General features: G+C 50.0%; 32 protein-coding genes. 10 read left to right on the top strand and 22 right to left on the bottom strand.

The window, feature by feature from the left end; genetic code table 11:
• Window positions 1–87: 87 nt before the first annotated feature.
• Complete coding sequence (locus H3L93_RS08765; RefSeq protein ID WP_003793999.1) at window positions 88–663, bottom strand: GNAT family N-acetyltransferase; 576 nt, start codon at window positions 661–663, stop codon at window positions 88–90.
• A 17-nt stretch (window positions 664–680) separates the two neighbouring features.
• On the opposite strand from H3L93_RS08765, the gene H3L93_RS08770 reads away from it, so the two are divergent.
• Window positions 681–896: a hypothetical protein gene (locus H3L93_RS08770; protein ID WP_003793997.1), complete on the top strand. Its 216-nt coding sequence runs from the start codon at window positions 681–683 to the stop codon at window positions 894–896.
• Window positions 897–934: 38 nt separating this feature from the next.
• Window positions 935–3,763 (top strand): valine--tRNA ligase, encoded by a 2,829-nt coding sequence (locus H3L93_RS08775; protein ID WP_003793995.1) that lies wholly within the window; start codon window positions 935–937, stop codon window positions 3,761–3,763.
• A 317-nt stretch (window positions 3,764–4,080) separates the two neighbouring features.
• On the opposite strand, the gene H3L93_RS08780 is transcribed toward H3L93_RS08775, so the two are convergent.
• Window positions 4,081–5,079, bottom strand: a complete 999-nt coding sequence (locus H3L93_RS08780) for an IS110 family RNA-guided transposase (protein WP_003797591.1) — start codon at window positions 5,077–5,079, stop codon at window positions 4,081–4,083.
• Window positions 5,080–5,365: 286 nt separating this feature from the next.
• Here H3L93_RS08780 and H3L93_RS08785 point away from each other — a divergent pair, with 286 nt between their 5' ends.
• Entirely contained in the window at window positions 5,366–5,872 is a 507-nt protein-coding gene (locus tag H3L93_RS08785) for a TonB family protein (RefSeq protein ID WP_040558113.1), read from the top strand.
• Window position 5,873: 1 nt separating this feature from the next.
• On the opposite strand, the gene H3L93_RS08790 is transcribed toward H3L93_RS08785, so the two are convergent.
• The 11 genes from H3L93_RS08790 to H3L93_RS08840 form a co-directional block, all read right to left on the bottom strand.
• Window positions 5,874–6,992 (bottom strand): zonular occludens toxin family protein, encoded by a 1,119-nt coding sequence (locus H3L93_RS08790; RefSeq protein ID WP_003793990.1) that lies wholly within the window; start codon window positions 6,990–6,992, stop codon window positions 5,874–5,876.
• A 90-nt stretch (window positions 6,993–7,082) separates the two neighbouring features.
• Entirely contained in the window at window positions 7,083–7,370 is a 288-nt protein-coding gene (locus tag H3L93_RS08795; protein ID WP_003793989.1) for a DUF2523 family protein, read from the bottom strand.
• 12 nt (window positions 7,371–7,382) lie between these two features.
• The gene (locus tag H3L93_RS08800) at window positions 7,383–9,050 is read right to left on the bottom strand and encodes a virulence factor TspB C-terminal domain-related protein (protein ID WP_155802949.1); all 1,668 of its coding nucleotides are present in this window, start codon (window positions 9,048–9,050) and stop codon (window positions 7,383–7,385) included.
• 118 nt (window positions 9,051–9,168) lie between these two features.
• Entirely contained in the window at window positions 9,169–9,861 is a 693-nt protein-coding gene (locus H3L93_RS08805; protein ID WP_003793984.1) for a hypothetical protein, read from the bottom strand.
• A gap of 12 nt (window positions 9,862–9,873) precedes the next feature.
• Complete coding sequence (locus tag H3L93_RS08810) at window positions 9,874–10,182, bottom strand: hypothetical protein (RefSeq protein ID WP_003793982.1); 309 nt, start codon at window positions 10,180–10,182, stop codon at window positions 9,874–9,876.
• A 19-nt stretch (window positions 10,183–10,201) separates the two neighbouring features.
• On the bottom strand, window positions 10,202–10,444 hold the full coding sequence (locus H3L93_RS08815; protein WP_003793981.1) for a hypothetical protein: 243 nt from the start codon (window positions 10,442–10,444) through the stop codon (window positions 10,202–10,204).
• Window positions 10,445–10,641: 197 nt separating this feature from the next.
• Window positions 10,642–10,971 carry a hypothetical protein gene (locus H3L93_RS08820; RefSeq protein ID WP_003793978.1) on the bottom strand — a complete coding sequence of 110 codons (330 nt, stop codon included), beginning with the start codon at window positions 10,969–10,971 and terminating at the stop codon, window positions 10,642–10,644.
• 75 nt (window positions 10,972–11,046) lie between these two features.
• Window positions 11,047–11,313, bottom strand: a complete 267-nt coding sequence (locus tag H3L93_RS08825; protein ID WP_003793977.1) for a hypothetical protein — start codon at window positions 11,311–11,313, stop codon at window positions 11,047–11,049.
• A gap of 24 nt (window positions 11,314–11,337) precedes the next feature.
• Window positions 11,338–12,840, bottom strand: coding sequence for a replication initiation factor domain-containing protein (locus tag H3L93_RS08830; protein ID WP_182077683.1), 1,503 nt, complete (start codon window positions 12,838–12,840; stop codon window positions 11,338–11,340).
• Window positions 12,837–13,100: a hypothetical protein gene (locus H3L93_RS08835; RefSeq protein ID WP_003793971.1), complete on the bottom strand. Its 264-nt coding sequence runs from the start codon at window positions 13,098–13,100 to the stop codon at window positions 12,837–12,839. Before H3L93_RS08835 ends, H3L93_RS08830 begins: the two co-directional genes overlap by 4 nt.
• Window positions 13,097–13,423, bottom strand: coding sequence for a hypothetical protein (locus H3L93_RS08840; protein ID WP_003793970.1), 327 nt, complete (start codon window positions 13,421–13,423; stop codon window positions 13,097–13,099). Before H3L93_RS08840 ends, H3L93_RS08835 begins: the two co-directional genes overlap by 4 nt.
• Before the next feature lie 188 nt (window positions 13,424–13,611).
• Between H3L93_RS08840 and H3L93_RS08845 the strand changes: the two genes are divergently transcribed.
• From H3L93_RS08845 to H3L93_RS08855, 3 genes are all read left to right on the top strand, one after another.
• Entirely contained in the window at window positions 13,612–14,517 is a 906-nt protein-coding gene (locus H3L93_RS08845) for a hypothetical protein (RefSeq protein WP_003793968.1), read from the top strand.
• Between the two features lie 454 nt (window positions 14,518–14,971).
• Window positions 14,972–15,964, top strand: coding sequence for a virulence RhuM family protein (locus tag H3L93_RS08850; RefSeq protein ID WP_003793963.1), 993 nt, complete (start codon window positions 14,972–14,974; stop codon window positions 15,962–15,964).
• A gap of 150 nt (window positions 15,965–16,114) precedes the next feature.
• Window positions 16,115–16,720 (top strand): phosphatidylserine decarboxylase, encoded by a 606-nt coding sequence (locus H3L93_RS08855; RefSeq protein ID WP_003793961.1) that lies wholly within the window; start codon window positions 16,115–16,117, stop codon window positions 16,718–16,720.
• Between the two features lie 145 nt (window positions 16,721–16,865).
• Here the strand turns inward: H3L93_RS08855 and H3L93_RS08860 are convergent, their stop codons facing one another.
• Window positions 16,866–17,519: an IS1595 family transposase gene (locus H3L93_RS08860; RefSeq protein WP_003793959.1), complete on the bottom strand. Its 654-nt coding sequence runs from the start codon at window positions 17,517–17,519 to the stop codon at window positions 16,866–16,868.
• A gap of 75 nt (window positions 17,520–17,594) precedes the next feature.
• On the opposite strand from H3L93_RS08860, the gene H3L93_RS08865 reads away from it, so the two are divergent.
• The 3 genes from H3L93_RS08865 to H3L93_RS08875 all read left to right on the top strand — a co-directional run bounded on the left by H3L93_RS08865 (window position 17,595) and on the right by H3L93_RS08875 (window position 19,049).
• Window positions 17,595–18,146: a thioredoxin family protein gene (locus H3L93_RS08865; protein WP_003793957.1), complete on the top strand. Its 552-nt coding sequence runs from the start codon at window positions 17,595–17,597 to the stop codon at window positions 18,144–18,146.
• Window positions 18,147–18,250: 104 nt separating this feature from the next.
• On the top strand, window positions 18,251–18,676 hold the full coding sequence (locus H3L93_RS08870; protein ID WP_003793955.1) for a TOBE domain-containing protein: 426 nt from the start codon (window positions 18,251–18,253) through the stop codon (window positions 18,674–18,676).
• Window positions 18,677–18,770: 94 nt separating this feature from the next.
• Window positions 18,771–19,049, top strand: coding sequence for a hypothetical protein (locus H3L93_RS08875; protein WP_155802947.1), 279 nt, complete (start codon window positions 18,771–18,773; stop codon window positions 19,047–19,049).
• Here H3L93_RS08875 and H3L93_RS08880 read toward each other — a convergent pair.
• From H3L93_RS08880 to moaA, 7 genes are all read right to left on the bottom strand, one after another.
• Complete coding sequence (locus H3L93_RS08880) at window positions 19,046–19,267, bottom strand: DUF1653 domain-containing protein (RefSeq protein WP_003793953.1); 222 nt, start codon at window positions 19,265–19,267, stop codon at window positions 19,046–19,048. The genes H3L93_RS08875 and H3L93_RS08880 overlap by 4 nt on opposite strands.
• Before the next feature lie 50 nt (window positions 19,268–19,317).
• Complete coding sequence (gene moaC / locus H3L93_RS08885; RefSeq protein WP_003793951.1) at window positions 19,318–19,812, bottom strand: cyclic pyranopterin monophosphate synthase MoaC; 495 nt, start codon at window positions 19,810–19,812, stop codon at window positions 19,318–19,320.
• Between the two features lie 203 nt (window positions 19,813–20,015).
• The gene (locus H3L93_RS08890) at window positions 20,016–20,198 is read right to left on the bottom strand and encodes a hypothetical protein (RefSeq protein ID WP_003793948.1); all 183 of its coding nucleotides are present in this window, start codon (window positions 20,196–20,198) and stop codon (window positions 20,016–20,018) included.
• A 59-nt stretch (window positions 20,199–20,257) separates the two neighbouring features.
• A complete protein-coding gene (mobA, locus tag H3L93_RS08895) occupies window positions 20,258–20,887 on the bottom strand; it encodes a molybdenum cofactor guanylyltransferase (protein WP_081446076.1) in 630 nt (209 codons plus the stop codon).
• 105 nt (window positions 20,888–20,992) lie between these two features.
• Window positions 20,993–23,518: a hypothetical protein gene (locus H3L93_RS08900; protein WP_182077684.1), complete on the bottom strand. Its 2,526-nt coding sequence runs from the start codon at window positions 23,516–23,518 to the stop codon at window positions 20,993–20,995.
• Window positions 23,519–23,612: 94 nt separating this feature from the next.
• Window positions 23,613–24,131 (bottom strand): molybdenum cofactor biosynthesis protein B, encoded by a 519-nt coding sequence (gene moaB, locus H3L93_RS08905; protein ID WP_040558106.1) that lies wholly within the window; start codon window positions 24,129–24,131, stop codon window positions 23,613–23,615.
• A 450-nt stretch (window positions 24,132–24,581) separates the two neighbouring features.
• Window positions 24,582–25,553 carry a GTP 3',8-cyclase MoaA gene (gene moaA / locus H3L93_RS08910; RefSeq protein ID WP_003793938.1) on the bottom strand — a complete coding sequence of 324 codons (972 nt, stop codon included), beginning with the start codon at window positions 25,551–25,553 and terminating at the stop codon, window positions 24,582–24,584.
• On the opposite strand from moaA, the gene H3L93_RS08915 reads away from it, so the two are divergent.
• Window positions 25,552–25,695, top strand: coding sequence for a hypothetical protein (locus tag H3L93_RS08915; protein WP_155802945.1), 144 nt, complete (start codon window positions 25,552–25,554; stop codon window positions 25,693–25,695). The genes moaA and H3L93_RS08915 overlap by 2 nt on opposite strands.
• A 27-nt stretch (window positions 25,696–25,722) precedes the next feature.
• On the opposite strand, the gene moeA is transcribed toward H3L93_RS08915, so the two are convergent.
• Window positions 25,723–26,946 (bottom strand): molybdopterin molybdotransferase MoeA, encoded by a 1,224-nt coding sequence (gene moeA, locus H3L93_RS08920; protein WP_003793936.1) that lies wholly within the window; start codon window positions 26,944–26,946, stop codon window positions 25,723–25,725.
• Between the last annotated feature and the right edge of the window lie 30 nt (window positions 26,947–26,976).

A 26,976-nucleotide genomic window follows, 5' to 3' on the forward strand; every position in this document is an offset into this window, starting at 1 on the left:
GTCCTTTGGGCTTGCTTCTCAGAAGTTCACAACCCTGCTTTCAGGCTGCCTGAACCGTTTTCGCCGCACGGCAGTTTTCAGGCTGCCTCACAGCCCCAGTTTCTGCGCCAGCACGGCTTTTGCCGCCGCCCATTCCTCGCGCAGCATACTGTATGCCACGGTATCGCGCACGGTGCCGTCTTTGCGGATTTTGTGGCAGCGCAAAACGCCGTCTTTGTTTGCGCCCAAGCGTTCAATCGCCGCTTGCGAGCGCGTGTTCAACACATCCGTTTCCCAGCACACCACGCGGCAAGCCAGCGTTTCAAACGCGTGCGACAGCAGCAGGTATTTGCAGGTGGTGTTGATGCGCGTGCGCCATGCCGATTGGCGATACCAAGTGTAGCCGATGTACACGCGGCGGATGGCGGCATCAGGCTGATAAAACGCCGTGGTGCCGACCACTTCGTCCGTGGTTTCGTCGATAACCGCAAACGCCGTGCGCGTGGCAAGGGCAGCCTGAATATAGCCCGCCACATCCTCGGGCGCGGGCGCGGTGGTTACCAACATTTTCCAAAGTTCGCCGTCTTGCACGGCTTGGCGCAAGCCCGCTTCGTGTTGCGGCGCAAGCGGTTCCAAACGCACTTGGTTGGCGGATAGGGTAACGGGTTGGAGAAAATTTTGCATGACGGCTCCTGGTTGAAGTGTGGCGCGAGCATCTTCGCCTGAGCGGTTTTCAGGCTGCCCGCCGCGATACCATACCACATTCGCCTGCACCCCACACCTGCGACGCAATCGCCATCACGCGCAGCCTGAAAAACCCATGCGGCGTTTTCAGGCTGCCCATGCTGCCCCACCTGTTTTCAGGCTGCCTATTTGGGCTGCGTTTAGGCAGCCTGAAACCCCGTTTTTCGCTATAATTCGGCGTTTTTAATCTTACATAGGCAGCCTGAAAATCATGCTCGACAAATACTCCCCCTCCGACATCGAAACCAAACACTATCAAAACTGGGAAGCCAAAGGCTATTTCGCTCCCGATATGGACTTGGCGAAACCCTCGTTTGCCATCCAGCTTCCGCCGCCCAACGTAACCGGCACGCTGCACATGGGGCACGCGTTCAACCAGACGATTATGGACGGCCTCACGCGCTATTACCGCATGAAAGGCTGCAACACCGCTTGGATTCCGGGTACCGACCACGCAGGAATCGCCACGCAGATTGTGGTGGAGCGGCAATTGGCCGCCGAGGGCGTGTCGCGCCACGATTTGGGGCGCGAAGCGTTTTTGGAAAAAGTATGGGCATGGAAAAACATCTCCGGCGGCACGATTACGCAGCAGATGCGCCGCGTCGGCTGCTCGGCCGATTGGCAGCGCGAGTATTTCACGATGGACGAGGCGCGCGCGCAAACCGTTACCGAAGTGTTCGTGCGCCTGTTTGAGCAGGGCTTGATTTACCGAGGCAAACGGCTGGTGAACTGGGATCCTGTTTTGGGCACGGCGGTGTCGGACTTGGAAGTGGAAAGCGTGGAAGAACAAGGCTCGATGTGGCACATCCGCTATCCGCTGGCCGACGGTTCAGACGGCCTCATCGTCGCCACCACCCGCCCCGAAACCATGCTGGGCGACGTGGCGGTGGCCGTGCATCCCGAAGACGAACGTTACGCGCACTTCATCGGCAAAGAGCTGGTACTGCCGCTGACAGGCCGCACCATTCCCGTGATTGCCGACGAATATGTGGAAAAAGATTTCGGCACGGGCTGCGTGAAAATCACGCCCGCGCACGATTTCAACGACTACGAAGTCGGCAAACGCCACGACACCAAGCTGGTAAACGTGTTTGATTTAACCGCGAAAGTGCTGCCCGAAGCCGAAGTGTTCAACTACAAAGGCGAAGCGCAAGCCGGTTTCAGGCTGCCTGAAGCCTATGCGGGCTTAGACCGCTTTGCCGCGCGCAAACAAATCGTCGCCGACCTGCAAGCACAAGGCTACCTGCAAGAAATCAAAGCCCACACGCTGATGACCCCCAAAGGCGACCGCACCGGCAGCGTGATTGAGCCGATGCTCACCAGCCAATGGTTTGTCGCCATGAGCGCGAAGCCCAACGGCGGAGAACCCGAGTCCGAATACAAAGGCTTGAGTCTCGCCGACAAAGCCAAACGCGCGGTGGACAGCGGTGCGGTGCGCTTTATCCCCGAAAACTGGGTCAATACCTACAACCAATGGATGAACAACATCCAAGACTGGTGCATCTCGCGCCAACTTTGGTGGGGGCATCAAATCCCCGCGTGGTACGACGAAAACGGCAACTGCTACGTTGCCCGCAGCGAAGAAGACGCGCAAAAACAGGCAGGCAGCCTGAAACTCACCCGCGACGAAGACGTATTGGATACATGGTTCTCCTCCGCCCTCGTGCCTTTCTCCACCCTCGGCTGGCCGTCTGAAACGCCCGAACTCAAAGCCTTCCTGCCCAGCAACGTATTGGTAACCGGCTACGAAATCATCTTCTTCTGGGTGGCCCGCATGATTATGATGACCACGCATTTCACCGGCAAAGTGCCGTTTAAAGACGTGTACATCCACGGCATCGTGCGCGACCACGAAGGCAAAAAAATGTCCAAATCCGAAGGCAACGTCATCGACCCCGTGGACTTGATTGACGGCATCGACTTGGACAAGCTGCTTGTCAAACGCACCACCGGCCTGCGCAAGCCCGAAACCGCCCCCGCCGTGAAAAAAACCACCGAAAAACTGTTCCCCGAAGGCATCCCCGCCATGGGGGCAGACGCATTGCGTTTCACCATGGCCAGCTACGCCAGCCTCGGCCGCAGCGTCAATTTCGACTTCAAACGCGCCGAAGGCTACCGCAACTTCTGCAACAAACTGTGGAACGCCACCAACTTCGTGCTGATGAACACCGAAGGGCAGGATTGCGGCCAAGACGAAACCCAGCCGCTGGCATACACCTTTGCCGACCAATGGATTATCGGCAAACTCCAGCAAACCGAAGCCGCCGTTGCCGAAGCCTTTGAAACCTACCGCTTCGACCTCGCCGCGCAAACGCTGTACGAATTCGTGTGGAACGAATACTGCGACTGGTACATCGAGCTTGCCAAAGTGCAAATCCAAACCGGCTGCCCCACCACCCAACGCACCACCCGCCGCACCCTCGTGCGCGTACTCGAAGCCATCCTGCGCCTCTTGCACCCCATCATGCCCTTTATCACCGAAGAGTTGTGGCAAACCGTCGCCCCGCTCGCCAACGCCAAACACAGCGACAGCATCATGCTCGTCGCCTACCCCGTTGCCGACCAAGAAAAAATCGTCCCCGCCGCCTTCGACAAAATGGGCAGCCTGAAAGAGCTGGTTGAAGAAGTGCGCAAACTGCGCGGCGAAATGGGCATCGCACCGAACGTGAAAGCCCCCCTGTTTGTCGAAGGCGGCAGCGAACTGGCCGACCTGCTCAAATACCTGCCCGCCCTCACGCGGCTTACCGAAGCCAAGCTGGTCGACACCCTGCCCGAAGCCGAAGACGCCCCCGTCGCCGTGTGCAACGGCGCACGCCTGATGCTCAAAGTGGAAATCGACAAAGCCGCCGAAACCGCCCGCCTGACCAAAGAAGCCGAAAAACTGCAAAAAGCCTTGGACAAACTCAACGCCAAACTTTCCAAACCTGGCTACACCGACAAAGCCCCCGCGCATCTGGTGGAGAAAGATAAGGCTGATTTGGCGGAGTTGATGGATAAGATGGGGAAAGTGGAAGGGCAGTTGGCGAAACTGAAAGGCTGATTGCTTGGTTGATTAAATGGAGAAAGATACTGTATTTCACGTCAAGGCTAAAACGCAAAAATTGTTGATTTGCGTCAAATTTTGTTAATGTTTTGCCAGTGCATGGCGTTGCGCCGCCATACCCCCGCTTTTTGCTGGGATTTGAATTGGCGTTGCAGTTGGGTTGCCGCTTTGCGGGGGCTAGCCCCCACACCCCCAGTCTCACTTGCGACGCCGCGCGGGCAGGCGGCCGGGGCGTTGCCCCTTTCACCTGCCCTTTCGGCAGAGTGTTGGGTCGCTTCCAAACAGTAAAGGGGGTATTCATAAAGGCTTCGCCTTTACAAAGCTTCCCCCTTGACTGTTTTCCAGCTCCGCTCTGCCTTATCCGCCTTTTTGTGCAGGGTGGCATCAAAGGGCGCGTTTGTTTTCAGGCAGGTGTAGGCATAGCGTAGTATTTTGCACATCATCATGACATAAACTTGCTTTGGATGTTTACCCCTTGCGACTTGCGCATCAAACCAACCGCGCCATAATTTGCTGCGGGTACAGGCAGCCCTTGCGGGCATATATAATGATTTGCGTAGGGTTTTATCGCCCATCTTGGACACTTTTTGCGCGCCTTTGTATTTGCCGCTGTCTCTGATAATCGGCGATAGACCTAAGTAGCTTATTAAGTGTTTCGCCGTTTGAAATTTGTCCAAATCAACGAGGACGGATAGCAGGATTTGGGCAGTGTTTTTGCCTACTCCGGGAATGGTAGCCAGTATCTTTTGTTTTGCTTTTAGCTGCTCATCGCTTTCAATAATGGCTTGGATTTGCTCTCTGATGTTTTCCAGCTCTTCTTCCAAGGCTGCAATCATTTTTTCAACAGATGCGTTGGTGTACTCATCGGCTGTTTCTTGACGATTTTTCTCTGCGACAAGTAGGCTATTTAGCTGCTCTGTTCGACGATGTAGTGATTGTATGGCTTTTCCGGTTTGGTTATTTGGTTGCCAGCATTGCGGTTTTTCTTTTTTGGCAAAATCTGCGATTAGCTTGGCATCTTGTTTGTCTGTTTTTATGCGTTTTAGCTGCATTTTGGCGTAGCCTTTGATTGCGAGCGGATTAACCACTGATACAGCATAGCCATTCTGATGTAGCGTTGTCGCTACAAGCAGGTAGTACACGTTTGTTGCTTCGCAGCAGATATGCGTGTTTTCTTTGCCTAACCCATTTGCTTGCAAATGCCCCAATAAACCTTGAATACCTTGAATAGTGTTATCAATTTTGCAATGCCCGCAGATGTCTGAATAAGTGTCTATCGTATGCTTTGAAATGTCCAATCCTAGATAGTGCATGTGTTGCAATCCTTGCAATAATGGCTTTTGCCAATGATACTGTTATGTTTTGTGTCAAAAGAAAAACTGCACGCACCAATCTTTCTCAATGGTTTAACCAAGGCAGTCTTGCGGGTGTCGTGCAGTTTTAAATTTTACCGTAGGGCGGGCGCCGTGCCATACTCGGGTGAAATTAAAGTAAGTATATATAAATACTATATTTTAACTAATTATACATTTCTATATATTTTGCTTTTGAGAAGCGCTGCTATATAATCCCGCCATTCTTTTATTAATGGGAGCTTCCATGAAACAGAACATCATCATCGTGTTATTGACCGCCATTTGCGGCTTGCTCGGCTGGGTGGGCGCGCAGGTTTATGAAGAACGGCAAGCAAAAGCCAAAACGGAAACGGCTCAAAGTGTCCAAGCGGTGCAGGAGCAGATCGCGCAAACGTCGGAGCAGCTTAATCGCGCGGTAGTGGAAGCAGATTTAGCAGTGCAGGATATTAAGGAAACGGCTGGGTTGCCTACGGATGAGATTGTTAATGGTGGGGTTTATGATAACAAATCAACTGAAGTCAGAGACCCAAGCGACCCTCAACCTAAAAAAACAATCGTTTTGCAAATTGTAACCGTTGTAGATGAAAACGGTAAGGTTATGGAAGCTGATTTGCTCAATAGCAGCAATCGCAAGGATGCTGATAAAAGCATACTTGAACACGTTAGAAATACAAAAATCCCCCCCAAAATCATTAACGGGCAGCCAGTTAAAACACGCTACCTTGTTCCAGTAACCTACGAAATTTTTTAACCTACTGAATCACCGCCACCGATCCTTCGCCGGTGTGATCCAAACTCGGCAGCGGTTTCCCGCCCAGCTCTAACACGGCTGGGCTTTCGTTTGGGCTTCTTTCGGCTCTGGGCGCGTTAGTTGGGCTGTTGCCATTGTTGGCATATTCGGATTGGATATAGGGGTTATAAATGCCGTTTTCCGCCCAGTCTATGCACTGCTCCGCGCTGATGCCTTTAATCTTTGTCGCTTGGTCGGTGTAGCAGTTACAAGTGTTGGTTGATTTGATGCAAGCGACGGGATAGGGCATGGTTTGGATGTTGCGGTTTAAGCCGTCGTATAAGGGCGCGCTCCACGGTTGGTTTTCTACGGTGGGGACGTAGTCGGATGCGCTTAATGGTTGGGTGGCGGAGGGTGGTGGGGCTTCGTCTTTGTAGATGCCTGTTGGGTTGCTTGCTTCGTTGTTTGGGTTGCTTTGTTCTGCGGTTTGGACTTGTTGGGCGGTTTCGCCCATGCGTTGTTTCCAGCGCTGGTTCTGGAAATAGCCTAGGTAGGCTAGGATGCCGACCACTATTGGAAATATCCAAATGACTGCGCTCAATTTGCCTTTGACTTTGTTGTGTTCTTCGGCGGATTTGTACATGCCGAAGGCATCTTTTTTGGTGAAGAAGATGCTGTTTTTGGCTTCGGCGACGTCGGCTCTGCTTTCGGGATTGGCGCATTTTTGCCAGTAGCTGATGCGTTTGATGCCGAGCATGGTATTGCTGATGTTTCTGTGTTCGCCGATAAGAGAGCGAAGATTGACGTCAATCAGGCGGGGATGTTGGGTTAGGATAAAAAAGTCTATGCCTTTGTGCCGGTGGGTTTCCAGCTCTTGGACGTAGTCGGGCACTTTTGAACCTGCTGGGCGGGGGCGGAATACGCGCTGGGCTTCGTCAATCACGAGGACTGCGCCGGTGGGTGCCCATTTGTACCATGTAGTCATATCTTCGCCGTCAGGAATGGGCTGGGTGGGTATTTTGAGTTCTGGGATGCCATCCACATAGAGCGGACGATTTTTTAAATCGTCGCGCGTCATCAGCATGTGCACCATCAACGAGGTTTTGCCGCTGCCCGGTAAGCCTGTTATTAAACTAATCATGTTTGCCCCTGTTTTATTGCTGTTTGTGATTGTTTAGGCAGCCTGAAATGGTTTCAGGCTGCCTTTTGCTGCTATTGCTCTCACTTACCGCTATTTGCTTTTCAATACGCTGCCGATTTTGGTTGTCGCGGTGAATGTGAACGCGAATGCCACCGCGCCGAATATCCAGTTGAGGGCAACACCTCCGCCTGCCATGTAAAAGAGTTGTAGGGCTTCGGAGGGGAAACGCCCCATTTCGTCTTGTATCACGCGCACGAAATAGGCTTGCAGATTCTCAACACCTTTGTAGGTTATGGCGGAGATGCCTAGGGCGATAAAGATTTGCCCGATTAAGGTAGTTAGCAATCTGCTTAACAGCGGGAGTAATGCTGCTGGCATGGTTTTTCCTTTTTAAGCTCTGGAAATAGACGCTTGGACGATAAAGAAAGCTAACAGTATCGCGCTCACAATCACGACTGGGCGGATTTTGCTAGCAAAGTCGCACATGGGCTGATAACTGAATTCTTGCATCGCGCCTAATATCATCACTTGTTTAGGAGCTGGGCATACGCCGCTTTCTACGAAGTCATGACTGCGACTGATTTGTGGAATGCCTATTTCATGTTCACCCATACCAAAAGGGCGACCGTCTTTGTCCTTGCCTTTGCTTTCGGCTATGGCTTTGTCTATCTCTTCCTTATCGCCCAATTTGACACACGCTAGGGCATTAGGGTTGTTTTTGCAGTATTCGCTTAGGGTTTCGCCTTTTTCATCGCCATCGGGATTGCCGTCCGGTTTGCCGTCGGGGTTGCCTTTGTCGCCTTTACCGTCGTTGGCATCGTTTCCTTTGCCGTCGTTACCCTTATCGTTATTGCCTTTGTCATTACTTCCTTTGCTAAGCTGCTTTTCAATATTGTTGAGTGAGTTGTTAATCTCTTTTAGTGCATTGGAATAGTCTTTGCCGCCTTGTTGCGAGCCGTTGCCGCCTATGCCTGTTCCACCACCTGAACCGCCACCACTTCCGCCGTTGTTGTTAATGGTGGTATTGTGGTTGACGACATTATTGTAAATGTTGGTGGTGCCTCCGCCGCCATTACCACCGCCTCCGCTGCCACCTGTGCCGTCACCGCCGCCGTTGCCGTTGCTGCCGTCGCCATTGCCGCCACCGTTGATGCTGATGCTGCCTGTACTTGAACCGCTGGGAATGTTGATACTGATGCCTGACACGTTGGGGACGGATGCGATTTGTTTCGCCAGCTCGGCGAAGTCTTTTTGCATTTGGGCTTGGGTAATATCAATTTCCTTTTGCACTTCCTCCAATTTCTTTTGTGCACTCTTTATGGCACTTTCTGCACATTCTGTATAAACTTTGCCTTGATACATTCTTACACAGTCATTTAAATTATTCGCAAGTCTTTTTTTAATGCCAATCGCTTCATCCCTTAAAGAATTAAATTTGCTTTGATAGGCTTTGCTTAGGGCTTCTAATGCTTGCCTTAGCTGTTTTAGTAGCTCGGGATCTAGGTTGCTAGGTACTGTTGGCGTGGGAACGGTGGGGACGGTTGGAATTTTGGGATCGTCGGGCGGTGTAGGTTTGGTAGGATCGCTCGGTTGGACGGGGTTGGGCTTTTTATCAAAGTCGCATGGGACTTCCACCCATTTACCGTTTACCATGCTTCCGCAGCCTTTGGGATTGTTGGGGTTAGGTTGGGGATTGGGGGTGGGATTTGGGGTTTTGTTGGGATCGTCGGGGGTTGGAGTTGGTTTGGGATTGGGTTTGTTTGAAGGACAGTACCAGCCGTACCAAAGTGAAGTTTCGCCAGGTCTTAATATCCTTGAACCATTAGCACCAAAAGGAGAATCATGACGATAACAACTCGCATAATATTTGCGTAACTGATCGTTAGACGGGCGAGCATCATCTAACGGATCAACGCCTTCAGGTGGAGCAGTTAGATAATACATTGTTCCGTTATACTCTCTAGCCTTAATATGTCCACCATCCGCTGCCGCCAGCGCAGGCTTTGCCAACATTAGGCTGGCGATTAGGGCGATAACTAGCAGTAGCTTGGGGTTCATTTGGTTTCCTTTGGTTTGGATACGGTGGCTTGAATGGATGCTTTTATCTGATGAACAACAGCCATATCGGAACGGTGCAGATAACACCGATTACAAACATGATTGCGTCGTACATGATTTAACTCTCTTTTTCGTTCGGCTCGTCTTTGTCGTGTTGCGCATCGGGTTTGTCTTCGCTGTCTTGTTCTTCTTCGTCTTCAAGCTCTTTGACAATTACTTCTAAATCTTCTCGCCAATACGTTTCTCTATATTCTTTTTCCACTTGTTCTAATTCTTGTTCCAATTCTTCTTCGCTCATTAACTCTCTGCGTTGAGATGCCAATTCATTTATTCTGTTATCCACTTCTTCATATTCTCTGCTATCACGATCAGCCCAATCATCTGGCAGTTCATACAGATAATCTAATTCTTCTTCTATTTGTCGCCGAAGTTCTTGTTTCTCTTCTTCGCTTAATCCTGATAAATATTCTTTTCTTTCTAATTGTTGTTTTCTTTCTAATTCTTCTAAATCCAAATCTTCATAAAACAGCTCTTCTCCATCTTCGCTTTTCGCGTCTTCGTTTTCATCTGGCTCATCTTCTTTTGTGGGCTGGTTTGCGCCTTTTTTCAGCATCCGAACAATGATTGCGACAATCAGCATGACGAGATATAAGCCAACAACAATCGCGCCGATTATCCATAGGTCGGATTGCGCACCGCTTTTGCCGTCGTCGCCTGCTAATTCTTGTTTGACAGATTTAAACATGGCTGCTTTGCCGCCATTGCCGCCTATAAATTCCATTTCTCCGGGCTTTTTTGTGATGTCGGGCATGGTTTTTCTCGCTTAGTCTTGTGTATTTTGTTGAGTTTGGGCTGAATTGATGATGCTGATGATGAGTTTGATGATGAATGCGATGGCAAAAAGGGCGGATAGGTATATGCCTACTTCTATGCCGTCTTTGAGTGGTTGGATTGGGTCGCAGTATGGATGGGTTAGAGCTATTTTTTGTGAGCCGTAATACCATTGTTTGTTTTGATACACGGGCATTTTTAAACTGCCATCCGCGGTTATGGTGGGGACGACCATTGACATTTGATAATCGGACGCTTCCTCCGAAGTGGCGAAGCATTGACCTCCTACTCGGTAGCCCATAGCCTTCCCCTTTTAGAAATTAACGACGGCGAATCATGCTAATCGTCATGCCAACAACTGCACCTACAACGGCGAAGCCAATTACGATTGCACCAACTGCATACAAGTCGGTTTTAACGTCGGCTGTTTCGGCTTTAACTGCGTCTGCCATTGCGCCAGCATAGCTGTTGGTGGCAATGAATGCTGTTGTTGCTACAACGGCTGCGGTGGCTTTTTGGTTTACGGACGCGCCGATTTTTTTGAGTGTTTGAAGTGCTTTCATTTTTGAAGCTCCATGCCGACGGGTTTAAATAGACTTCTCTACTTGTCGGCTGCGGTAGAGTCGTCGGGAAAGGGGTTAGTGCATCAACATGAACAGGATTAGGAAGTGATACATGGTTTTGCCTTTCGAGTATTTGTGGGCGGTTAGGGGCTTTTGTTCCGCGCGACCGCCCGACACGCGGCAAGGTTTTGGGTTGTTTAGCCTTTGGCTTTGTCTTGGCTGCTGGATGTGGTTTGTCCTGCTTGACCCAGCACTTCTAGCTTGGTTACTAGGTTTATCATGCCGTTGCCTTTTTTAACGGGCATGAATTCCACTTCTACTTGACAGGGGAGTTTGCCGCGTAGGTGGGCTAATTTGATGTGGTCGGCTTCGGTGCCGTATTCCAGCTCTAAGACGTCTACGCCGAATTCTTTTTGCTGTTGCTCGTAAACGGGGATTTCTACGTAAACGCGAGTGTAGTCGTATTCTTGTCCTGAACCTTCTACTGTGCCTTTGTTCCATTTGACTTTACGAAGTTGTGCTTTCATGGTTTTTGCCTTTCAGATTTTGCGGCAACCATTGCGGTTTCCGTCTTGGTTAAAAAAAGGTTGATTGGTTATTCTTTACTTTGCTTTTTTGCGTTTGTTTTTTCTTGCGCCGAAACGAACTTCCATTCGTTGCCAGCCGTTAGCTTCTTGGCTATCGGTTTTTTCATAGACGCGGGATTGTTGTTTGTTTTCATTTTTGTTCTTTTGCTGTTCTGCCAAAAGAATAAAAATATCAATCGGCTCTAAACCTTTGGCTTCGCAATGCTCAATAAACTGCTTTGCGCGCTTTTCGGCTTCTTTGATTGCTTTTACAAACTTTTCATGCTTGGTTTGCTTTTTCATTTTTTGCCCTTTCTTGGCGGTTGGTTAAAGTTGGTCGTACCATGCTGCTTGCCAGCTGTTGTCAAAGGCTTGCTGCATTCGGAATAGCTTGGCTTCTTGGGCGAGCTTGTCCATTCGTTGATGGAATTTGGCTTGCCGTTCTCTTTCGCTTATTTCGTTCATGTAGTTTTTGACTTCGCTGTTATGCTGGTTGGCGATGGTTTTCATTTGGTGGATGTATTGGACGTTGGCTTGGCGGCAGTCGTGTTTGTCTGCGCCTAGGCGTTTGGGTAGTTTGGTTTTGCCCCCTTTCAACAAAACTTTGATTTCTTCGTCGTCAAAGCCAAACCGTTCCAGTGCGTTAATACAGGGGCTGCAGGCTTGGCTTGCGTACTTTAAAACGTGTTCTAGGTTAATCATTTCGGTTTTTTTGATGCGCTCGGCTTTTTTGAGTTGTTCGCGAAACCGACTGAATAGGTCTTGGCAGATGGGATAGGCGGCGGTTAGGTAGCTACCTGCGCTGATTAAAATATCGTGTGGGATGATGTAATCGCGGTTACGGAGCTGTAATTCAAAGCGTACCCATGGGCTGCTGTTGTCGCCTTGTTCGCAGCCTTTGTCGTAAACGCGTACCATACGGCTGCTGTTGGGTGTGCCTACGTAAAAGGTTTTGCCTGTGCGTTTGTCGTCTAGCCAGTCGTAGCCGTGTAGCCTTGCTCTTGGGCGTTGTCCTTTGTTGTCAAAGCCACCGCTTTCCCATGCGGTTTTGGCTTGGTCGGGGGTGAATTCGCCGTTGATGAAGTCGTGGGCTAAGTCTATGCGGGTGATTTTGGCAAAGGGGGCGAATACTTCTAGCCAGCTATATAGGCGGTTTTCCCAGCCGTCTTGGGCTGCGGTTAAGCCGTCGCCGTATAGGTGTATCATGATGCTATCTTTTTGGTTGAGACCGCCAAAGGCGATAACGCCGTATTTGGCTGTTTCCGTACCCATTAGAAAGCTGTATTTGTAGCCGTTGATGCCGTTTTTTTGTTGGTAGATGCCGAAGCCCATTAGGGTGTGCATGAGTTCGGAGAGTTTTTCGGCAAGCTGGCGGATGTTTTCGGGGTGTTGGCCGTCTATGGGTAGGTCGGGTTCAACTAATACGTCTTGGGTAAAGGTAAATGTGAGTGTGTCTATGTGGGCTGCAGTTGCGTTGCCTTGACGTAGTGGAATTTCTTTGAGTTTGCCGTTTACCATGACGAATTGACTGGTTTTAGTGCTGTGGGCGTGTAGGGTGGGTTTTTGGGCTTTGCTGCTTTTGTCCGCCGTTTCACAAGCTGCGCCGTTTTGTCCCCCCGTGTTACTAGCGGGGGCGCTTTGCGCCGCCGTGTCTGCAATCGCCTGACGGCTGCTTGCCGCCACGTCGTCGCAACCGCTCGCCGCTTGCTTTTCTAGGCGTGAAAAACCGCGTTTGGCATCGGCTTTGCGGGTGTAGCTGCGGACGAATTGACCGTTGATGTATAAATCAAATGTACCTTGTTCGTTTTGGGTGATTTGGCAGGTATTCATTTGCTTGCCCCTGTTTTCTTTTTTGCTTGGTTTTGTCTTGCTAGCTCGCGCCAGTCGGTTTTGGTGTAGTCAATCGTGTTTTCAAATACGCTTAAATGTTTGGCTTCAAATTGGGCTACTCTTTCGCAGACTTCGGCGAGTGTTTGACAAATGTTTGTTTCCATTGCGCCTGTGTTGCATGGGTTGATGACCAGCATGTTTAGCTGGTAATTTTGGCTTTCGGCGTTGCGTTTGATTTGGACGGATAGATCGATGTTCATAGGTTAATTACCTTTCGTTTTTCTCTCTCAGCTTCAATCTCGTCTACTTTGTTTTTTAACGTTTCTATTTGTTTGAAATGATGGTTGTCCATTAGGCTTTGACTAACTAGTAGATCTAGCAAAAATGTGATTTCTTTTTCTAAGTAGTATGTTGACCATACTGATAATTCTGCTGGGTTTTTGGCTAGTTGCTTTTCTAACAGCTCTATTTGCTTGTTGTATTTGTCAACAATGATTTGCAGGTCAATTTCTACTACGCTGCTTGTGTCTCTGTTTCTGTATCTTCTTGCGCTGTTTCTTGCTCGTGTGTTGGTTTTTTCCATGATAAAAGCCCCTAACTCATTAAAAGTAAGGGGCTATCAGCCTTGCGGCGTATGATGGCTTGTTGCCTAAGATACTGTTAGATATGATGCCCCTTGTGGAGCTTTGAATATACAAGGCAGCCTGAAAATTAACGTTTCAGGCTGCTTTATTTTAATGTAAATGCCAAACTATTATTTAGGAATGTAAAATGAAAGAAAATTTTATGGAGTTAAATGAATTGATACATTTTTTAAAAGAAACCAATCAACTCGATGCATTACAAAAACTCCAAGCATTTATATGTGAAATAAAGAAACAAGGATTTGATCCGATAGATTTCGAATGCCAGATAGATGAAGAAGGCGTAAATTTTGTAGCAAAGCATAAACTTTTACCAAGCTATAAAGATAATATATTTAAAGAAGAAGATTGTAAAAAAATAAAATCTTATCAAACTAAAATATCTTCTTATTTAGAAATAAAAACACAATTAATTCAAATAACAGATGGATTATTATCTATTCGCAAAAATAATCTATCTGATGATGCGAAAGAAATGATTTTAGCAGGGTGTTTAAATATATATTGCTCTTTTTTTCAAGATGGTAAAAATTTCTCAAGACTAAATATAAAATTATTAAAAAATACGGAAATTGAAAATCAAAACTTCATTTTGGAGATATTTAACTGTGTAAAATTAGTCAGAGACAAACACTTTTCACATAAAGACTTATCACATGGCTCTCATATTTTAAGCATATACAACAATAGCAATACAGGAAAAATAGTAATTGAAGATAAGGAAAATATAAAAATATATTTTTATCAGAATGAAATATTTATTCAATGCTTTGCTGAATTAGTTAGTGTTACTAGCCTAGGCATCGAAAATTTATTAAAAGAAGCACAAGAAGAATTTGAAGAAATTTTAAACTCCCCACATTATTTTAATAAAATGAAACAAATTCCAAGTGTTACTCTTCCTGAATATCAAAAACAAGTAAGAGAAATACAATTAGCAAAAGGAAATTTCAATAGAGACGAATGGCAAGAGAAGCTAGCAAAAATTATTGAAAGCAAGCGTAGGTCGGGTCAAGACCCAACGATTCCTTAAAACCCACAAAATTTGTTGGGTTTACAACCCAATCTACAAAAAGGCTGTCTGAAACTGAATTTTCAGACGGCCTCCCCATTTTCAGGCTGCCTTTCCCAATGCAGCCTGAAACCTTTACCCCACCCCAAACCACCCGCCACCGTCATTCCCGCGCAGGCGGGAATCTTGGTTCGGCTGCGGTAACGTATAAATAAACGCCCTCCAAACCCCAAACAAGATTCCCGCGCAGGCGGGAATCTTGGTTCGGCTGCGGTAACGTATAAATAAACGCCCTCCAAACCCCAAACAAGATTCCCGCCTGCGCGGGAATGACGGTGTTTTTTGTTTTTCAGACGGCCTCCCTGTTTTCAGGCTGCCTCGCCACCGGGATACGGCTAAAATACCATCGGCAACCCCACAACCCCAAGCAGCCTGAAACCGTCCCTACTTTCAGGCTGCCGCAAACGGAATCCCTATGGACAATCTCATCATCTACAACACCGACGACGGCCAAAGCCATGTTTCCCTGCTGGTGTCCGACGGCGAAGCCTGGCTTACGCAAAACCAGCTTGCCGAACTTTTTGCCACCTCTGTGCCCAATATCGCTACGCATATTAAAAACATATTGGAAGACAAAGAGTTGAACGAGGTTTCAGTTATTAAGGATTTCTTAATAACTGCCCAAGACGGCAAGCAGTATCAGGTCAAGCATTACGCGCTGGATATGATTCTGGCAGTCGGTTTCCGCGTCCGCAGCCCGCGCGGGGTGCAGTTCCGCCGTTGGGCGAATACGCAGCTTCGCACCTATTTGGACAAAGGTTTTTTGCTGGACAAAGAACGGCTGAAAAATCCGCAGGGGCGTTTGGACTATTTTGACGAACTGCTGGCGGAAATCCGCGAAATCCGTGCCAGCGAAGCACGGTTTTATCAGAAAGTGCGCGATTTGTTCGCCCTATCCAGCGACTACGACAAAACCGACAAAGCGGCGCAGATGTTTTTTGCCGAAACGCAAAACAAGCTGATTTTCGCCGTTACCCGACAAACGGCGGCGGAACTGGTCTGCGCCCGCGCCAATGCCGCGCTGCCGAATATGGGTTTGACGGCGTGGAAAGGAAAAGTGGTGCGCAAAGGCGATATCGTGGTGGCGAAAAACTATCTCTCTGCCGACGAATTGGACACGCTCAACCGCTTGGTGATGATTTTCCTCGAAAGCGCAGAACTGCGCGTGAAAAACCGCCAAGACCTGACGCTGGATTTCTGGCGCGGCAATGTGGATAGTCTGATTGGTTTCAACGGTTTCCCCGTATTGCAAGACAAAGGCGGCCGCACGCACCGCCAAATGGAGCTGTTCGCCCAAGAACAATACGCGCTGTTTAACCAGGCACGCAAAGCTGCCAAACTGGCCGCCGACGAAGCCGAAGATTTGCGCGAGCTGGAACGCTGGCAGGCGGCGTTGGAGAAACGGTAAACAGCGGTTTGCAACGGCAGGCAAGCAGAGATTGGCTTGTCCCACCTTTCAGGCTGCCCTTACCCTAAAAGGCATCCTGAAACCATTTACACCCCCGCCCAAGCAACATAAAATCCCCTTTCCCATCAAACAAATAAAGGCAGCCTGAAAATGAACCGCTTCTACCCCCATCCCGTTGTTGCCCGCGAAGGCTGGCGCATCATCGCCACGCTTGCCGCGCTCACGCTGATTGCCTTTTTCTGCGCCACCAACAGCCCCAAGCTCGCGCTGTGGCTGCTGCTTGCCACGCTGGCGAGTGCGCATCTGTTCCGCGACCGCGTGCGCAATATACCGATGGATGCTAACGCCTTGCTCTCTCCCGCCGATGGGCGCGTGATTTTGGTGGAAAACGCGCACAATCCCTACGCCGAGCAAGACGCGCTGAAAATCAGCATCCGCACCCATTTTTTCCGCGCCTACGCCATCCGCAGCCCAATACACGGCAGCGTGCAAGTGCAGCCAAGCGGCAAACGCCACATCTTGCGCCTGCAAACCAGCCAGCAGCAAGCCGTTACCCTAGTGCAAAACTACGGCGATTGCCACGCGCAAACGGGCAGCCTTGTGCGCGGCGAACGCATCGGCTTTGCCCGTTTTGGCGGGCGCGTGGACGTGTATTTACCGCCGGGCAGCGTCCCCACCGTGGCCATTGGCGACAGCGTCCAAGCCAGCAGCAGCATTCTGGCGCAGCTGCCCGAACGCGCGGCAGAGGCAGCCTGAAAACGGAAAAACACGTTTTGCTCCGCGCCAAACGTGTTTTTTCATGCGCGCTCATAAAAGGCAGCCTGAAAAGCCAAGCGCATGACTTAACACAACTTTCAGGCTGCCCAAAAGCGTATAATTTTGGGGCTGTACTAGATAAGCCCTAAATACCACACCATCTGCGCAGCACTTTAAGCTGTTCAGACGGTGTGCCAAAGTTAAAACGAAACTCGCATTCTTTCAAGAATAATGGGAAAGATTTACGGTCAATTCCATTGTATTTACGCAGAACACGTTTCGCCTGATTCCAAAAATTTTCAATGCCGTTGATGTGGTTTTGTTTGTCAGCAAACAGTTTGCTGTGGTTAATACGGTGGTGGGTAAAACCACTTACATCCAACACATCATAGCTGCTCAAACAATCGGTATAAACAATACTATCAGGCATGATTTTCTTTGTGATAACAGGCATTAAGGTTTCTCTTTTGGCATTCTTCACTACTACGGTATAAACTTTACCACCACGCTTAAGAATACCAAAGACAGCTACTTTTCCTGCTGCTCCGCGTCCGCGTTTGCCTTTGCGATGTCCGCCGAAGTAACTCTCATCTAGCTCAACCGTACCATCAAAAACTGTATTGGCTTCCAATGAAAGATAGTAGCTGATGACTTCGCGGATTTTGCGGTAGAACAGTGCTGCTGAATTGGGGTGAATGCCCAACAAATCAGCAGCCGAACGGGCGGTTACTTCAAGTACAAAAAATTGGAGCAACTTTTTTCGTATACTCTTTTTTAGTTTACAATGGGTTATCTTCATTTTTGCAGTCTAACATGACTGCTTATCTAGTACAGCCCCATAATTTTTGCGTTTTCTAACGAAAAGGAGTTCACCATGAAAACAAAACCCGCCTTATTCGCCGCCAGCCTCGCGCTGCTTTTAACCGCCTGCGCGCAACAAAACGCCCAGCAAGGCAACAGCCAAGCCGATGAAATCAAACAGCTCAACGCCAAACTGGCCGAAAAAGAAATGGCGGTCAAGCTCTCCGCCCAGCGCACGACCGAGCTGGAAAAGCAATACACCGATATGTATTTTGAGCTGGACAGCTTAACGGTGGAAAGTTTCAAAGCCAAAGTTGCCCGAGGCGACACGTTTTATGCCTACATCGGGCGGCCCAGTTGCAGCGATTGCAGCGCGTTTGAGCCGATTTTCAAGCGTTACATCAAGGCGCATCAGCTGCGCGGCAAGCTCTATTTTGTGAACGTGCATTTCTTGCAGCAAGACAAAGCCGCGTGGGCGGCGTTTAAACAGCAATATGGCTTGCTGGGCACGCCCGTGTTGGCAAAATACAGCGGCGGCAAGCAAATCAACAAGCTGGACAAGGAAGAAAAAGGCGAGATGTCGCCGCAGGATATTGAAGCGTGGTTGAAGCTGAACAAGCTGTAACGCCAAGGATTAAGGCAGCCTGAAAATGGAAAACCCGTTTTCAGGCTGCTTTGGGTTTGTGCTACCATACACCCTTTTTTCAACCACACAAAGGAATCAAAATCATGCAAACAAGTGCGCGTAATCAATTTGAAGGCACGGTTAAAAGTATTAAAAATGGCGCGGTAAACAGCGAAATCATCATTGAGCTGGCCGGCGGCAAAGAAATTGCGGCGGCGATTACTTGCGAGAGCGTGGCAGGGCTGGATTTGGCGGTGGGCAAAAGCGTGCTGGCTTGGGTGAAAGCGGGCAGCGTGCTGCTGGCAACGGATGCGGATGATTATGCGTTTTCGGCGCGCAACCAGCTGAGCGGCACCATTCGCCAAATCCATCGCGGCACGGTGAACGCGGTGGTGGAATTGGATGCCGATGGCTTGGCGGTAAGCGCGGGGATTACCTTGCACAGCGCGCAAGCCTTACATTTGCAGGTGGGGCAAACGGCGACGGCGTTGTTTAAGGCTTCGGCGGTGGTGCTGGCGGTGAAAAAATAGTTTGAGACGGATAAGGCAGCCTGAAATCGTGTGATGCGGTTTTGGGCTGTTTTTTTGCGCTTTGGTTTCGCCATGCTTGTTTCAGGCTGCCTTTATGGCGCGTCGGCGGCTCGCCGACAAACACAGCTTTATCCACCGCGCCATTTGGCGACGAGCCGTTGCCGTTCCATTTTGCCTTTCAGGCTGCCTCATCTTTATTTTTGCCATACCACACCGCGCATCGCGGCGTACCTACGCGGGGAACATTGCCACCCGAGCCCCAAGTATTCTGCCCCGGCCTTTGCCCATTCCACCAACAAAAGGCAGCCTGAAACCGTATTCTCTGTTTCAGGCTGCCTTTGGGCATGGCGGCAAAAGCCTAAACCGCCCCTAATCCACCGCCTTCACCAACGCAAACCGCGCCACGCTGCCCTGCTCCGTTACGACGTTTTCGGTAAACATCGCCAGCGGGCGCACCCACACGCCGTAATCGCCGTATAACGCGCGATACACGGCAAGCGGCTCTTCGGTTTCGCTGTGGCGGGCGATGTGCAGCAGTTGATAAAGGTTGCCTTTGTAGTGGCGGTAGATGCCGAGCGGGGGAGTAATCATAGAGGACCTGTAAACATAATCGGAACGCGAGGGCAGCCTGAAAAGCTGTTTCAGGCTGCCTTTGGGCTGTCCGGGCGGTTGAAATCGCTTTTGCCGCCCGATTTGTGCACCAGTTGCACGTTGCTGATAACGATGTCGTGGCTGAGGGCTTTGGTCATGTCGTACACGGTGAGCGCGGCGGCGGTGGCGGCGGTGAGCGCTTCCATTTCCACGCCTGTTTTGTGGGTTACGGCAACTTCGGCGCGGATGTGTAGGCTGTGGTTGTGGTCTTGGTATGCCATGTGGATTTGGCAGCGTTCCAGCATCATAGGGTGGCACAGCGGGATGATGGCGGCGGTGTTTTTGGCGGCCATAATGCCTGCGATGCGGGCGATTTCGGTTATTGTGCCTTTGGCGGTTTGCCCGTGCGCGGCTTGGATTTGGGCATAGACTTCGGGCGGGAAGAAAACGCTGGCTTCGGCGATGGCGGTGCGGTGGGTGGTTTGCTTGGCGGAGACATCTACCATGTGGGTGTGTCCGTGTTCGGTGAGGTGGGTGAGGGGCATGGGGTTTCCTTTGGGTGGATGGATGGTTTCAGGCTGCCTTTTGTGGTGTGTAGTGCGGCCTGAAAAAGGGTAAACGGGCGTGGTATTGCCTCGTGGTGCTTTGAATGGGCTGTGTGTGCGGGTGGCGATGTTGGCGAGCTACTGACATTCCATTTTGAGTTTCAGGCTGCCATCATCGTGCCCGAGTTGAAGCAGCCTGAAATCTAAAACCGATGGTGCGCAAGTGGATCCCTGATATTGTTCCAACCAGTAAAGCCTGTTAAACGCTGTTTGGCGGCGAGCCGCCGCCGATCCATTTTGGGTTTCAGGCAGCCGTTGGGGTTTTGCAAAGGTTTCAGGCTGCCTGCAATGGGGTTGGGCGTGATGGTAAAGATAGGTGCGGGCAATTTAATCGGCGGAGGGTGGGGCTACTGGGGCGTGGTACGCGGCAAGACGCGTGTTCTGGTCAAAATTTTGCATCGGCGTAGATATTGAGCTGTTGGGCGGTGTGTTGGGCTTGGGCGTATTCTTGCGGGGTGTTGAAGTGGGCGATGTTGCGCCACGGGGCGGGCAGCGGCAGGGTTTGGTGCGGCTGGGATTTGACGTAGTGTTGCACGCGCTTGTTGCCTTGCGCCACGGCTGTTTTCAGGCTGCCTGCGAGTTGGGCTGACCAGTGGGCGAGCAGGGGGAGCAGTTGGTCGCCGTCTTGCAGGGCGGTGATGCCTTGCGCGAAAACGGGGCTATCGGCGGCGGCGTTGAGCTCGGCGATGAGGGCTTCGGGCGGGATAAGGGTGTCGCAGGATAGGATGTATAGCCCTGCGTAGCCTTGGGCTTGGGCTTGGGCGAGCGCGGGGGCGATGGCGGAGAGTGCGCCTTGTTTGTTGGGCAGTTGGTCGGGCAGGTAGCGGGCGGGGGCGGTGTCGGGATAACGGTGGTTGTCGGCGGCGAGCCACACGGGGCGATGGGGGGCGGCGTTGGCGATTTGGTGGGCGATGAGCGGGCGGCTGCGGTAGGGAAGCAGGGCTTTGGGGCTGCCCATGCGGCTGCTTTGCCCGCCGCACAGGATAAGGAGGGGAGATGTATTGGTAGTAGGCATGATTTTTTTGAAGTTTTATACCAATCAACTAAAAAAAAAATAAAAAAGTAAATTGGAAACAAAATACAAAAATATGAATTCCACACCAGTGGAGATGTTTTAATGTTAAGTCTGTTTTTGTGCTTGCTGATATGCTATGAGCAGCTGCCCCAACTCAGATGCCGAATCTTTTACATGGATATACAAGGTATCAATCGCCCGTGTTAATGCCAGCAATACCCAATGCGCCGCATAACGTGTTCTGCGTTGTTCTTCATCCAAAAACAGATCGTTTGCCAAATATTGCGCCGCCTGTTCCTCTTGTTTTTTCATTTCAAAGAATGCGTCAATTTCCAAACAAAACACTGACCACGCCTCCAAACCACGGCAGGATTCATAATATAGGCCGCGATATTGCCCGTGTATCGGTTCATCTTGGTTGCCTGCAAAATACCAATAAAACGCTTCATTACCCATAGACAGCATTTCAGGCAGCCTGCAATTCAGATTGATATTGTCTGACTCATATTCTTCCACATTGTCATGTTCGTTAATCTGCATCCTTTTTGATGAAACTTTCATTTTATTAAACAATACATCGCTTCCCGAGTTCATTAAAAACATCATGCTTTCATACGGTGACAATTGATTTCTCTCTCCTTCACCTTTGCACGCCTGAACAACAGCACGCAATTGTTCTCCCATTCCACCCGATCCGTTCCCGTAATCTATAAACACGCGTCCCATATCGCCATTGTGCATTTCACATTCCAAGCCCAAATCAATTTCATAATGCGTTGCAATAAAATTGCACAAATTAACCAATTCAGGCTTCAAGCGATAACTTTTTTTCTGTTTTTTAATTTCAAAAACGCTGTTTTTTTGTGTCTGTATTACTTCCAGTTTCTGCTGCTCTTGATTAAAACGATAAGACGAACATACCGTCCAATCGCAAGGCTCGGTCAGGCGGACAAGCTGCTCCTGCCCGCCTGTGCTGACAACAATATTTTCTCGCCCAAAAAATTGAAGTATCCAATCCCGCTCTAAGGCATGAAAATCCTGCCCTTCGTCAATCAGCAACACATCAAATGCACTGCGAAATCCACCTAACGAACGATTAATACGTTCTTTAAACGCATCACGCCTAGACTTCCCATGCAAATAATCTCCTTGTTTTTCCCACAATTCATGCCATTCTTCATCAGACAACTCATCAATTTTCAAATAATCAAATAAAACATCTGGCTCATTGATTGCCATCATCAAATTACGCACAACTTGGAAATAATCAGTCAGAAAAATATCTTTGCCGACCAATCCCGAAATTTTGTCTTTTTGTCTTTGCAATTCCCCTTTCCATTCATTATGCCAATCCCGTTCATTTTTACTATTGGAAAATTTCAAATAAATCTCACGTTCCGCCGCGCTTAATTTAGACAAAATATGCGCTTGACTGGCTGGAAAATATTTTTCCACAATCTCGTTTATATGGTTAAATTTTCTATCCAAGTCACTGCATAACTGTTTAATTCTTGAAATGCCCATGATCTGACAAAGACGCAAACCAGCCGTGTGATGCGCAGTCATTTTATAAATTTGCTGATGTATCGTGCGGATCAAAATTTGATTGGGAGACGTTTTCCATAATTTTCGCGCCGCTATATCGAATTCATATTTCAACATACGGTTATACATAAACACCCGTACTCTTTTATTATCTGAAACCGCTTTTTTCATCAGCAGCATCAGTTCCGTTGTTTTACCGCTTCCCGCTTTGCCGCTAATCAACACCAAATGTTTGTCCAATTGCGGATATGCCAAAATTCGGTTTTCCAATTTTTTCTGCTTAATTTGTACACCCAATACAAATTCGCCATCGTCCAATGAATTCTTTTGGCTAAGATATTTTTCATACTCTTTATCGTCTTTATGTTTATTTTCGGCAATTTGATCCAGTTTTTTCTTGGTTAATGCACCAATTTTCTGATCATTTTCAATCTGTTTAAGTAGTGATTCAATTTGCTCATCCATCTTGGGATACAGGTTTTTATGACTATTCGCTGTTATATTTCTCCATCCCCAAAACGATGTAATATGCTCACGGATACCGAATGCCAAACAAGCTTTCCATTCATAAAAGCCAAACTCAGGGGCATAAATCACCTTCCCGTTTTGAAAATCATAGGATTGTTTATTCGGACCTATTACCCACACCAACGGGAAAATTCTCAACTTTTCTACATCCCAAACAGATTCAAGATATTGTTTTGTTGCAAATGTCAAATTGGAAACAATATCGTTGACTTCAATATCCATTTTGTCATCTACCATCAACAAACTTAAATCCCCACCATTATGGCTGATGCGTACTGGCTGATCGGTATAATCCCTAATAAAGCGTATCGGCATGATAATGTTATTAAAATAATGTTCGTTATCAAATCTGACGAAACGCCTTGGCACATCTTCTACTGCCACAATCAAAAGCAAATCAATATGCGTATCCACCAAATTTTTAATTTTTGGTTGATGAATAAAGATAACCGTGCAGTTCTCATATACGAATTTAAACTGATCATCTCTCTGCCAAGCAGTCAGAAATGCCTGTTCGTCAATATTGAAAACGTTCTCACCATAAGTTTTGTATTTCATAACTACCCCCTTTATCTTGCTCAAAGAAAAAATGTGTATTTATGTAGTAATTCAGGCTGCCTTAACCATAGCCAAAGGCAGCCTGAAAACGCGTTTACGCTCTATCCCACGAATTAAACACGCGGGTGAAGCCGCAGGCGTTGATGCGGGGGTCTAGCTGGGGGCGGATGATTTGCTCCCATGCGGTGCGGCAAGCGTTTGTGGAACCAGGTAGGCAGAAGATGAGCGTGCGGTTGGCGATGCCTGCGATGGCGCGCGATTGGATGGTGGACATGCCGATTTCGTTCAGCGAAATGGCGCGGAAGATTTCGCCGAAGCCGTCTATGGTTTTGTCAAACAGGAGGGAGACGGCATCGGGGGTGATGTCGCGGTCAAACATGCCTGTGCCGCCGGTAATCAGGATGACTTGGATTTCGGGCTGGGCGATGGCGGCGGAGACGCGGGCGCGGATGTCGTATTTTTCGTCGCGGCAGAGGTCGCGGGAGTGGAGATTGTGTCCGCTTTGTTGCAGGGCTTGGGCGAGGTAGTCGCCGCTGCCGTCTTCTTTGCGGCTGCGGGTGTCGGTTACGGTGAGGATGTGGATGTTGAGGGGGCGGAAGGTGGGGGTGGTCATTTTTTGTTCCTTTGTGGAGGTGGGTTGAAAGAGGGGTTTTAGGATGCTTTGGGTTACATGGTTGTGCAGTCTGAAAATAGATTGCTGCGTTCGGCTGGACGTAGGGGAGAGGGCAGTAGCATCAAACATTTGTGATGGGATAGGCAGCCTGAAATCTTTGCAAAATCTGCAACCGATGGAGCGTCGGCGGCTCGTCAACATTTTCTCAACCAGCAAAGCTCAATTGAATACGCTATTTGGCGACGAGCCGTCGCCGCTCCATTTTAGGTTTCAGGCTGCATCAAGTTTGAGGCAGCCTGAAACGAAGTTCAGCGGAGCTAAAATGGCTTGGGGTTGCGCACTTGTTTTTTAAGGCGCGAACGGTTGGGCTGCTGGGCGTGGGTATGGCGGCGCAACGCCATGAAAACGGCTTATGTTCTGTGTGGTTGGGGCAGCCTGAAAAATGATGATTCAACCGCCTGTCATGGACAGGTTGGTAATCAGCCCGACTTTTTTGTTGTGTAGGTAGTGGTGTTCGGGCTTTTGTTGGACAAGCTGGTCGATTTGGTTTTTCAGGCTGCCTACGTCGTTGAGATAGGGGCGCAAATCGTGGGCGACGCTGCCAAATAGGCAAAGGTGCATTTTGCCTTGGGCGGTGATGCGCAGGCGGTTGCAGCTGTTGCAAAAATCTTGGCTGTATGGGGCAATGATGCCGATGTTGCCTACATAATCGGGGTGGCTGTATTCGCGGGCGGGACCGGCGTGGGGCTGGCGCGGTTGCAGTTGCCAGCCTTGGGCGATGAGGTTTTGTTCCAGTTGCGCGGCGTTTTGGTGGTGTTGCTGGAAGTAGGCGCTGTTGTCGCCTGTTTGCATGAGTTCTATAAAGCGCAGGGCGATGGGGCGGGTGCGGATGTAATCCAGCGCGTCGTGCAGGGTTTCTTGGGCGTGTTCGCGCAGCAGCAGGGTGTTGATTTTGATGCTGGTAAAGCCTGTGTTGAGGATGGTTTCTATGTCGCGCAGGATGGTTTGGCTTTGGTCTTTGCCGGTGATTTTGTGGAAGGTTTGTGGGTTGAAGCTGTCTAGGCTGATGTTGAGTTTGGTGAGCCCTGCTTGGCGGTAAACGGGGAATTTTTTGCCGAGTTGATGCCCGTTGGTGGTGAGGGCGATATGTTGGATTTGGGGTTGGGCGTTTAGGGTGGCAATGATGTCGGGCAAGTCGGCGCGCAGCGTGGCTTCGCCGCCTGTGAGGCGCACTTTGCGCGTGCCGCTTTGGGCGAAGGCGGCGGCGATGGTTTGGATTTCGGGCAGGGTAAGCTCGTCGGGCTTGGCTTTGCCTTGGTAGCCGTTGGGCAGGCAGTAGCTGCATCGGTAGTTGCAGAGGTCGGTTACGGAGAGGCGCAGGTAAGTGAGCTGGCGGTTGTGGGGGTCTATTAGGGTGGTCATGGTGTGTGCCTTGGGTGTGTGGTTTTCAGGCTGCCTGTTGGTGGTTTTTTGGATGGTGTTTCAGGCTGCCTTTGGGGTGGTTGTGGATGGTGGGGTAGATGGTTTTTCAGGCTGCCTATGCTTGCCTACTGAGGCAGCCTGAAACGGCGATAACCGCGTGCTTGCCGCATCACAAAAACGCTTCATGCAACGGCTGCACGGTAACCATTTCCCCCGCCGCCAAATCGCCGCTCTCTTGCGGCAGGATGATGTAGGCATTGGCTTGGCTTACGCCGAGGATGCGGTGGGAATCTTGTTTACCCGTGGGTGTGGCTTGCCATGTGCCGTCGCTGTTTTGGCTGATGATGGCGCGTTGGATGTCGGCGCGCCCTGCGGCTTTTTTCACGCTGCGGGTTAAGGCAGCCTGAAAACGCAAGGGCTGCGGAATCGGCGTTGCGCCTGCAATCTGCCACAGCGCGGCGCGGATAAACAAATCAAAGCCGACAAAGCCCGAAACGGGGTTGCCCGGCAAACCAAAATACCACGCGCTGCCCAGTTGCCCGAACACAAAGGGTTTGCCCGGTTTCATGGCGACTTTGTAGTGATGAATCGTGCCCACTTGGGCAACGGCTTGGCGCAAATAATCATAATCGCCCACGGATACGCCGCCCGATGTAATGACCACATCGCTGTCTGCGGCGGCTTGGTGCAACATTTGCACGGTGGCAGCTAGGCTGTCGGGCAGTTTGCCCAAATCCACGATGTCGGCGGGGCAATCGCGCAGTTTGCTGCACAGCATAGGGCGGTTGCTGTCGTAGATTTGGTGCGCGGCGATGGGGCTGCCCGCTTCGGCAAGCTCGTTGCCTGTGGACAAGATGGCAACGCGCAATTTGCGCTGCACGGCAACGCTGCCGATGCCTTGCGCGGCAAGCAGCATCACATCGGCGTGGCGCAAAATACGCCCCGCGCTCAACACGGTTTGCCCCGCTTGGATTTCCTCGCCTGCATAGCGGATGTTGGCGGCGGCGGGCGCGTCTTGCTGCAACACAATGCAATCGCCCTCGCGGATTACGTTTTCTTGAATCACCACGGTGCTGCAACAAGCGGGCACGGTTGCGCCCGTCATGATGCGGATGCACTCGCCCGCTTTCAGGCTACCTGTAAATGGGCTACCCGCAGCGGATTCGCCCACAATGGTTAAACGGCTGTGCGCGGGCGTGGCTTGGGCAAGCGCGTAGCCATCCATGGCGGAAACGTTGCTGCCGGGGATAGCCAGCGGGGCGACAATGTCTTGCGCCAACACGCGCCCTGCGGCTTGGGCAAGCGGCAAGGTTTGGCTATCAAGAGCCAGCGGGCGGTTGGCGATGTGGGTTTGGATGATGGTTTGCAGTTCGGCGATGGGCGTGAGCGGCATGGCTAGCTTTCGTTTTGATGTGTAAGGTTT

Origin of the sequence: Kingella oralis, assembly GCF_014054985.1 — a bacterium.
GTDB lineage: Bacteria > Pseudomonadota > Gammaproteobacteria > Burkholderiales > Neisseriaceae > Kingella_B > Kingella_B oralis.